Below are 2537 nucleotides of genomic sequence, written 5' to 3' on the forward strand. Positions count from 1 at the left end.
TACAAATGCTCCGGGGCCGGTGAGTGCGCTGCTCCTCACGGAATGATCGTGGCGCTGGACCAGGGAATCATTGATGGAATGGACATCATGAACTTCAGTAACGGCGCGGGGGGGCTCGCGTACGGTGAGGCCCTTGCGCGCGCCTACCAGGCGGGCATCACGGTGGTTGCGGCGATGGGGAACGCCCCGGTGCCGAATTGGAAGCCCCTCCCGGCTGCTTCTCAGAGCAATCGTACTCTTGCAGTCGGAAACGGCCGGATTACAGGCGAGAGGTATTCAACGAGCTCCTTCGGATGGTGGCTCGATGTCATGGCCCCAGGTCACGAGGCGATGGCTCCGAGCTGGGAGCCGCCCTGGTGGGAGCCCTTTCACGGGACCTCATCGGCTTCTCCCATGGTCGCGGGTACGTGCGCACTGCTTGCCTCCGCGATCGAAGACTTCTACCAAGACCGTTCCCTTCACGAGGAACTTGAAGCCCTAGTCGTCGCAGGGGCTGTGGAGTCCATACCGGACACGGCACTCGGCCCCGACAAGCACTATGGGCACGGGTACCTCAATGCCCGGAACACGATCCGCTACACGGACGAGGATCAGTTCCGTCGCGGACGGTTCACGGCCACGGGCGTGGATGGTGACAGCGTCAGTCTGGTGGAATCGAAGCCTGTAATTCTCTGTACGGGGGGAGAGAGTCTTCCAGTCGTTTCGTCGGCAGGAGATACCCTGGATGATGGATGGTATCCCTATGCCGAGGTGTACAGGGTCACCCGCACCGTGTCGTTTCCCACCCAGTACTCGGAAGACTCGGTCGTGGTCGTTGGGATCGGTCACGGGTTGCCGCCGGGGCCATTCGGTTCGAGTGGATGGGCACGAGGGGACTCGCTCTGGTTTACTGACTCGCTCGGATCGTCCTACCTTCAAGCACTTCTGTTCCGGGATCGATACTGCAGCGCGGAACTCCTATCCGGCAGTACCATTCGACTCACAAACTACTTCTGGCGGTTCCCTCTTTCAGAAACTGATACGGTTTGGGCCCCGTTCGATCCAGTCAACCCACAGGCCGACGTGCGCTGGGCCTACACGGTCTTCGGAAAGGCAGGGTGTGCTTCAGTCGCCGATGGAAGCGAGGTTGATCGACGCGGTCAGGTCGAGACGCTCTGCGTCGTACCCAACCCCTTCAATGCCACAGCTGAGGTCAGTTGTCGCCTTCGCGCCTCGGGCAGGCTGGAGATCTCCGTGTTCGATGTGGGGGGGAGACTAGTCAGAACACTATTTAGGGGAACGGCCGCAAGCGGTGATCATGAGACAACCTGGGATGGCCTGGACGAATCGGGAAGGCCCGTTGGGTCGGGGACGTATTTCGCCCGCTTGAAGGCGGGCGGTGAATGCAGAACCGCAAAGATCACTCTCGTGAAATAATCGGCCTGGAGGGGATCAACATGTGGCGCAGCCTCTTCCTTATCTTTCCTTTGCTGGCATGGAGAACCGCTGGGGCGGATATGCTCGTTGAGCTGGACGTGGATAGTCAGGTTGGGAATGGACCCGATACAATCGTGGTCACCCCTGAAGACTCCGTCGTGACCGATGTTTGGATTGTCGGGGATGATTGGGGGCCAAGCGTGTTCTGGTATTTCGGCATCTATGTCGTCGACAATGGAGCGCTTGACTTCCTGGGTGGGGAAATCCTCCTCCCGCCCCCGTGGCAGTCCGACCCGATTGCCGAGAGCGGAGATACCGTGTTTGTATGGGCATATGACTTGACGCTTCAAGGTGACCCTGGACCTGCATTGAAGGTCGCGCGTCTGCTGTATCGAACAGCGAATGAGGAAGGTATCGGCACGCTGGGGGTGGACCTTGCCGAGTCATTCTACATGCTCTACTTCGCCACGTGGCGGTTCACGAGCTATGTAGGAGCTCAGGTCGTGATAGAGGGGACCACTGGAACTGATCGGACCACCTGGGGTGCGATCAAGACGCTGTTCCGCTGACGGGGCTCCCGTCTCCTTCCCTCGCGTCTCGCCGGGGGCGCGAGAGGGTCACGTGTTGGTCCCACGCGTCGACACACGCTCCGCCTCCCGCTCCCGCCTGTGGAACGGGCGCAAACGCGCAGCGGCCGTAGGGCGGCGATTCCACACGGCGCCTCCCGCTCCCGCGCTCCCGCCTGTGGAACGCGTGCCACGTGGCGCACGGGCCTCACGCGCATGCTCCACACGCCACCGCGCGCTCCGCCGAGCGCGGACGCCTGTGGACCGGGCGCACACGCGCAGCGGGCCGTCGGGCGGCGATTCCACACGCCGACGAACGCTACGCCGAGCGCTGCCGACTGTGGAACGGGCGCCACGGTGCTCCACAGGGCGCGGGGCCTCACGCGCAGACTCCACACGCCTTCGCGCGCTCCGCCTCGCTCTCCCGCCTGTGGAACGGGGGCCCATGCGCTCCACGGGGTGCAGCGGGCCGTCGGGCGCCTTTCCGCCTCCCGCTCCCGCCTGTGGAACGGGCGCACACGCGCGACACGGGGCGCCGAGGGCCTCACGCGACGC

2 protein-coding genes are annotated in these 2537 nt (G+C 63.3%); both read left to right on the top strand.

What is annotated here, in order from left to right; translation table 11 throughout:
* The coding region (locus FJY88_13455) for a hypothetical protein (protein ID MBM3288333.1) at positions 1–1416 on the top strand (1416 nt) is incomplete at its 5' end.
* The gene (locus FJY88_13460; GenBank protein ID MBM3288334.1) at positions 1383–1985 is read left to right on the top strand and encodes a hypothetical protein; all 603 of its coding nucleotides are present in this window, start codon (positions 1383–1385) and stop codon (positions 1983–1985) included. The genes FJY88_13455 and FJY88_13460, both read left to right, overlap by 34 nt.
* The last annotated feature ends 552 nt before the right edge of the window (positions 1986–2537 follow it).

It is taken from the genome of Candidatus Eisenbacteria bacterium (assembly GCA_016867495.1).
In the GTDB taxonomy this organism is placed as follows: Bacteria; Eisenbacteria; RBG-16-71-46; order CAIMUX01; family VGJL01; genus VGJL01.